Source organism: Acidimicrobiia bacterium (assembly GCA_036396535.1).
Taxonomy (GTDB): Bacteria; Actinomycetota; Acidimicrobiia; order Spongiisociales; family UBA5794; genus DASWKR01.
On sequence record DASWKR010000005.1, the window covers coordinates 1 to 6,456 of the forward strand.

Genomic DNA, 6,456 nt, shown 5'->3' on the forward strand with positions numbered 1-6,456 from the left:
TCCTCGATCGTCGCCGAAGCGGTCCGCAGCTTCGTCGACACGGCTCGCGAGGACGAAGCGCACGAAAGAGGAACCATGGAGGTTGAAGGCATCGACTACGTGTATCTCGAGACGCACAACTGGGGGAGGAGCGCCAAGTTCTGGCAGGAGCTCGGTTACGACCTGGCGCTGGACCTCGGCACGAGCGGGCGATTCGACCCCCCGGGTGGGGGCCCCGGGGTCTTCCTCGAGGAGGTGCCGGAGGATCGGGAGCCGGCATCCCAGGTGTACCTGGCCGTCGACTCCGCAGCCTTCTCACCCGGCGCCCCGGTCGAGGTGGTCTCCGGCTTCGAGCCGAGCCATTGGGGAACCCAGCTGATGGTGGTTCGCGACCCGGACGGTCGGAGGTTCGTCCTCCAGGCCGGGTGATACGCTCGGGCGCGATGCCCGAGTTCACATGCCGCGACTGCGGCGCGAGCTTCACCCTGTCCGAGTCGGTGCTCGCCCGCTACCCCGGCTGGACGCCGCGCCAGTGCAACGACTGCCGGGGTGGGTCGGCGTCGCCTCGCCGCAGGAGCTCGACGGCTCGCAACAAGATCTCGACACAGGAGGTCCTCGCCGGCTTCGCCGGAGGACCGCAATCCGGCGTGTTCACCGACGGGGGGGCGAGCCCCAACCCCGGTCCTGGCGGGTGGGGGGCGGTCTACGTCGTCGAAGGTGAGATCGTCGCCGAGCAGTACGGAGCCGAACCGCACACCACGAACAATCGGATGGAGCTGACCGCGCTGCTGGCCGCCCTCGAGCTCGTCCCCGAAGGCACGCCGGCAACGGTGTTCTCCGACAGTCGCCTCGCCGTGCAGACGATCACGGAGTGGGCGGCAGGATGGGAAAAGCGGGGTTGGAAGCGCAAGACGGGGCCGGTCGAGAATCTCGATCTCGTGAAACCCGTCTTCTACGGCTTTCGGAGGAGGCCGGAGCTCGAACTGACGTGGATCGAGGCGCACGCCGGTCATCGTTGGAACGAGTACGCAGACGCACTCGCCAACCGGTGGAGGACGTGAGGGCGGCGACGATGCGCCATCAGGCGTGACGTGGTAACGGGCGTCGGCCCGCTCCGACCACGCAGCCTCAGATCGTCGACATCACGTCATCGAGCGCCACGAGCAACTCGGCGGCGTCGTCCTCTCCGAACACCAACGGTGGCCTGATCTTCACGACGGCGTCCCGCCATCCTGTCGTGCCCACGAGAACCATGCTCGCCCGCATGCCCTCGACGACACGCTTGGCGACTGCGCCGTCACCGAGGTCGACCCCGATGAACGTCCCCGCGCCCCTGATCTCGGCGGCCACGCCGACTCTGCCGACGATGTCCGCGATGCCGGATCGAAGCATGTGACCGACCGCCTCCGCCCGTTGCGGCAGCTCGTCCTCCAGGGTGATCGAGAGAACGGTCGTGGCGGCGGCCGCCGCAACAGGGTTGCCGCCGAAGGTCGAGAAGAAGTACTCCGATGCCGCAAACTGCTCGGCCAGAGCGTGGCTGGTGACGACGACTCCGACAGGAAAGCCGTTCCCGGCAGGCTTGCCGAGCGTGACGAGGTCGGGTACCACACCGTCGGCTGCGAATCCCCAGAATCGGGTTCCGACCCGTCCCAACCCCGCCTGCACCTCGTCGGCGATGAAGAGCCCCCCGCCCGCCCGCACGACGGCCGCCACTGCCGCCAGGCTTCCCGGCCACGGATCGTGTATCCCGTCGCTCGAGAAGATGGTGTCGACCATCAGAGCGGCCGGCGCGAATCCGTCGGCCTCGAGGCCGGCGATGGCGCGCCGGGCTGCCAGCGTGGGATCCTCGCCGGGGCGCGGCGGAGGGATGGTCGCCACGTGCCGTGCCATTCGATCCGGGCGCAGCTCTTCCGGCGAGACCTCGAGCACGCCTTCCGTCCACCCGTGGTAGGCGCGCTCGGATACGACGACGCCTCTTCGACCGGTGACGGCCCGCGCCATGCGGATGGCGAGATCGTTGGCCTCGGTTCCCGAGTTGACGAAGAGGCAAGTGTCGAGGGGTTCGGGAAGCAGCGCGGCCAGCCGCTCGGCGTAGTCGACGACGGCATCCGTGAGATATCGGGTGTTGGTGTTGAGCATCGCCATCTGATTGGCGACGGCGGCCGCCACCCTCCGATTGCCGTAGCCCACCTGGGGGACGTTGTTGTACGCGTCGAGGTAGCGCCGACCGGCGGCGTCGTAGAGCCGCACCCCCTCCCCCCGAACGAGATGGAGCGGCTCGTCGTACGAGAGGTGCAGGCCGGGATGGAGGTGAGCTGCCCGGCTCCGGAGCACGTCGGCAGTCGATCGGGTTGGCAGTGGGTGGCCAGCCGCGGCGAGTAGCGCGGCCTCTACATCTCCGGGGTCGAGTGCCAGCCAGCGGTCGAGGGCCACGCCCGCCTCGGCGACGTCGGCGAGGATCCGAGCCGCCTTCTCCGTGTGGATCTCGGCGCGCCGGGCTCCGATGGTGATCGACTGGGCGAGGCGCACCGCGACGAGCGAGGGCAGCGCCTCCACCTCGGCGCGTTCGAGCCGGGTTCGCGAGCAGAAGGAAGCCACCACCCTGGCCGCCATCGCCGCGGGGTCGTCGGTGCCGAACAGGCAGTATGCGACGGCCGTGGCGACGTCCTGGGCTCTGGCGCCGTGGACCATGTCGCCGAAGTCGATCACCCCGGTGATGGCGGCGCTGCCCGGTGCGGCGACGAGCAGGTTGGCGGTGTGGAGGTCGTTGTGGATGACCTGGGCGGGTAAGCCCGCCATCCGGGTTGCCGTCCCCGCGGCGTATCGCTCGATGGTCGTCGCCACCGTTCGGCGCAACTCGGCGTCTGCGACGGCTTCAGTCCACGGGAGGAGGTCGGCCGCGTTGCGGGCATCCCAGAGGAGGTGGCGGTTGGCAGCGGGATGAAAGAAGCCCTGCAGAGCCCGCTCGAGTCGTGCCAGGGTCGCGCCGATCGACGCCGCCAGCTCTGTGGTGACCGGATCGTCCAGCTCGGCGAGGTGTCCCTCGAGGTAGGTGACGGCCCGGACACCGTGCTGGTGACCTTCGATGTCGACGACCGTGGTGTACGGGCCGTCGATCGTCGCGATCGGGCGCGGCACCGGCAGGTCGGGATCGGTCAGGCCGATGTGGGCCAGAGCGCTCGCCTGCATGTCGAGCGCGTCGATCCGCTCGGCCGCGTTGGCGATCTTGACGGCAAAGCGCCCGCGGCGACCATCGAGGACGACGTTGACGTCCCGCTCTCCCGGGAGGCGACGAAGCTCGCCCTCGATCCCGAATCGCTCGGCAGCGATCCCGGCGATGGTGGCGTCGTCGACCACGGGGATCGGCGATTCGAGGAGCGTCGACATGACGGGCCGAGCATACGTCGCCGGGCCGTGCCGGTACCCTGACGGGGTGATCCCCCCGAGACTCGAGCCGCTGCTGCGCGAGGGCGCCGCCCCCGTCGACCTGGCGCGCCGGTTCGGTGAGGCGGGGCATCGGTTGTACTTGGTCGGCGGCAGCGTGCGCGACGCCATCCTCGGTCGCTTCGACGACGAGATGGACATCGATCTGGCGACGGACGCCCGTCCCGAGGCGATCAAGCAGCTCGTCCGACCCTGGGCGCACGACGTGTTCCTGATGGGCGAGGCCTTCGGGACCGTCGGGGCGGTGCGCGACGGGGTCGTCTACGAGATCACGACGTTTCGCGCCGAGGTGTATCGCGACGAGAGTCGCAAGCCCATCGTCGAGTTCGCTACGGATATCGAGACGGATCTCTCGCGACGTGACTTCACGGTGAACGCCATGGCGCTCGAGTTGCCGCACTCACCGGATGCGAAGCCCGAGATGATCGACCCTCACGGAGGCCTCTCCGACCTGGCCGCCGAGGTGCTCCGCACGCCGCTCGACCCCTCGATCGCCTTTGGTGACGACCCGCTCCGCATGCTGCGGCTCTTCCGCTTCGTGTCGACGCTCGGCTTCGAGCCGGACCCGGATGCGGTCGCCTCGGTCGAGGGGATGAGGGCACGGCTCGCCATCGTCTCCGCCGAGCGGATCCGTGACGAGTTCGACAAGCTGATGGTGGGAGCGCGAGTCGGCGCCGCCCTGTGGGGATTGGTCGAGACTGGGCTGGCGGACGAGTTCCTGCCGGAGCTCGCCGGGCTGCGCCTCGAGCAGGATCCGCTCCACCGGCACAAGGACGTGCTGGCACACTCGATCGCCGTGGTCGAGAAGGCGAGCCCGGACCTCGACCTGAGGCTGGCGGCTCTCTTCCACGACATCGGCAAGCCGGCGACACGCGAGTTCGACGAGGACGGCGTGTCGTTCCACCACCACGAGGTGGTCGGCTCTCGCCTGACGAGAGAGCGGATGAAACGGCTGCGCTATCCGAGGGGGAGGATCGACGACGTGGCGCGTCTCGTGTTCCTCCACATGCGGCCGCATACGTACAAGATGGGGTGGACGGACTCGGCGGTGCGTCGCTACGTGCGCGACGCCGGACCGATGCTCGACAAGCTCAACGAGCTGGTCCGTTGCGACGTCACGACCAGGAGCGAGAAGCGGGCCAGGGAGATCGAACGGCGGATCGACGAACTGGAGGAGCGCATCGTCGAGCTGCGCGAGAGAGAAGAGCTCGACGCGCTCCGGCCGCCGATCGACGGCCACCAGGTGATCTCCTACCTCGGTCTCGAACCGGGGCCGATCGTGGGTGACATCATGAAGCTCCTCTACGAACACAGGATCGACCACGGTCCCTACGGCGAGGACGAGGCGTTCGCCTTGCTCGACGAATGGCGGGAAGGCCATTCCTGAAGGCGCGGTGACGGCGCCGGATCAATCGCCCGCCGCGTAGAAGAACCCATCGCGGGATCCGACGTAGATGCGGCCGTTCCACACGGCCGGGGTCGATTCGATGCAGCCGCCCGTCATCGCCAGCTCCCAGATCTCGTCGGGGGCCGCCGGGTCGGTCACGTCGTAGCCGCGCAGGGCAGGACGCGTGTCGCAGTCGACGGCGACGATGAGCGTCTCGTCGACCACGACGGGGGACGACCACGCGTGGCCTCCGATGTCGTCGCGCCACAGGACGTCGCCGCTCGCGGTGTCGACCGCCAGCAGCTCGCCGGGGTTGGTCGCCACGTAGAGCACTTCCCCGTGAAGCGCCGGCGTCGCCCACATGCCGCCGGCGAGCCCGTCGGCCGGGATCTCGACGGTCCACACGATCGGGTCGTCGGGGCGGGAAGGATCGAGCTTGGCGAGCTGGCCGATCTCGGCCGCCCTGGCGGTCCGTAGGTCATCCTCGGCGGACACGTACAGCATCCCTTGATCGTCGATGACGAGCGTGGCGTCGACGTCGTCGCCCATCCAGAAGTCGAACACGATGGCGGCGTCGCCTGCTGCAATGTTCTCGATGTCGACTCCGACCACCCGCCCCGCCGAGTTCGTGAAGTACGCCGTCGACCCGTAGACGGCAGTCGAGCTTTCGATGCTCTGCTGTCTGCCGACGGCGGCGACGAGCTCGTCGGTGAACGCAGGCGTGCTCCACACCACCTCCGGGTCGACCGTCACCCCGCCGTTGTCGTCGTATGCCCTGTTGAGCGCGATGGCGAACCACCAGCTGTTCTCGCCGCCCAGGAACAGCACGTCGTCGACGACGGCGGCGTTCGAGTCCCAGTCGTTGTTCCACATCCCGGCGACCGAGGATGCCGACAGAGACCAGAGCTCGACCGGCTCGTCGCCGTCGAGGGCGATGATCCGGTAGTTCGGATCGCGCGAGCCCGCATACAGCAACGGGAACCCGTCGGGGTCGAGCGACACGGAGCCCTTGATGATGTCGCCCATCGGGAAGTCGGGACGGGTGCGCTCCCCGCTTGCGGCGTCGAGGAAATGGATGTGCTTGTCGTACGCCCCGAAGATGACCTCGGTGACGCCGTCCGGGCGTTCCCACACGACCGGCTGGCCGGTCCAGCCGGATCCGCACCACACCTGGTCTTGGCCTCCGACCGGCGAGTTGCCGCACATCGGCTCATCGGGGAAGCGCCACAGCATGCCCGGGGACCGCGGCGCCGGCCCCGTCCCGTAGAAGGTCCGGGTCGGGTTGCCCCGGAACATGACGAGCCCGTCGACCGTGCCCCATCGCCTCCCGACGCTCTCCCCGTCGACGTGGTCGGCCGGGCCTGTCGTCGTCGTTGCAGCGGTCGTCGTCGTGGTTGTCTCGAGTTGCGCAGCCGTGGTGGACTCCCTGGCGGCGCCCGGGAGCGAAGTGAGCGACACGAGCGAAGTGGGGTCGGGTAGCTCATCCGCGGCAGAGGTGCACGATGCAGCGAGCATGCAGAGGAGCGCCGCGTAGGCACGCGCTGAGGTCGGGAGCGAATCGGGCACCAGGAGAGGATACGGGCTGGCTCGCAGTACTCCCGAGCCGCACGGAGGATCGCGCCGCTGCCCGTCTGACTACGGATCAG

General features: G+C 68.9%; 5 protein-coding genes. 3 read left to right on the forward strand and 2 right to left on the reverse strand.

The annotated features are described in order from the left end of the window. The coding region (locus tag VGC47_00810; protein HEX9853840.1) for a hypothetical protein at positions 1 to 408 on the forward strand (408 nt) is incomplete at its 5' end. A gap of 14 nt (positions 409 to 422) precedes the next feature. After that, complete coding sequence (locus tag VGC47_00815) at positions 423 to 1,040, forward strand: ribonuclease H (GenBank protein HEX9853841.1); 618 nt, start codon at positions 423 to 425, stop codon at positions 1,038 to 1,040. A gap of 67 nt (positions 1,041 to 1,107) precedes the next feature. Here the strand turns inward: VGC47_00815 and VGC47_00820 are convergent, their stop codons facing one another. Beyond that, entirely contained in the window at positions 1,108 to 3,366 is a 2,259-nt protein-coding gene (locus VGC47_00820) for an aminotransferase class III-fold pyridoxal phosphate-dependent enzyme (GenBank protein ID HEX9853842.1), read from the reverse strand. Between the two features lie 46 nt (positions 3,367 to 3,412). On the opposite strand from VGC47_00820, the gene VGC47_00825 reads away from it, so the two are divergent. Further along, positions 3,413 to 4,810 carry a CCA tRNA nucleotidyltransferase gene (locus VGC47_00825; protein ID HEX9853843.1) on the forward strand — a complete coding sequence of 466 codons (1,398 nt, stop codon included), beginning with the start codon at positions 3,413 to 3,415 and terminating at the stop codon, positions 4,808 to 4,810. 21 nt (positions 4,811 to 4,831) lie between these two features. Here VGC47_00825 and VGC47_00830 read toward each other — a convergent pair whose 3' ends face one another. Continuing rightward, on the reverse strand, positions 4,832 to 6,376 hold the full coding sequence (locus VGC47_00830; GenBank protein HEX9853844.1) for a PQQ-binding-like beta-propeller repeat protein: 1,545 nt from the start codon (positions 6,374 to 6,376) through the stop codon (positions 4,832 to 4,834). Positions 6,377 to 6,456 lie beyond the last annotated feature (80 nt).

What these genes read in the sequence shown, in the direction of transcription:
- VGC47_00815 (HEX9853841.1), top strand. Translation starts at nt 423, where the DNA reads ATGCCCGAGTTCACATGCCGCGACTGCGGCGCGAGCTTCACCCTGTCC.
- VGC47_00820 (HEX9853842.1), bottom strand. Translation starts at nt 3,366, where the DNA reads ATGTCGACGCTCCTCGAATCGCCGATCCCCGTGGTCGACGACGCCACC.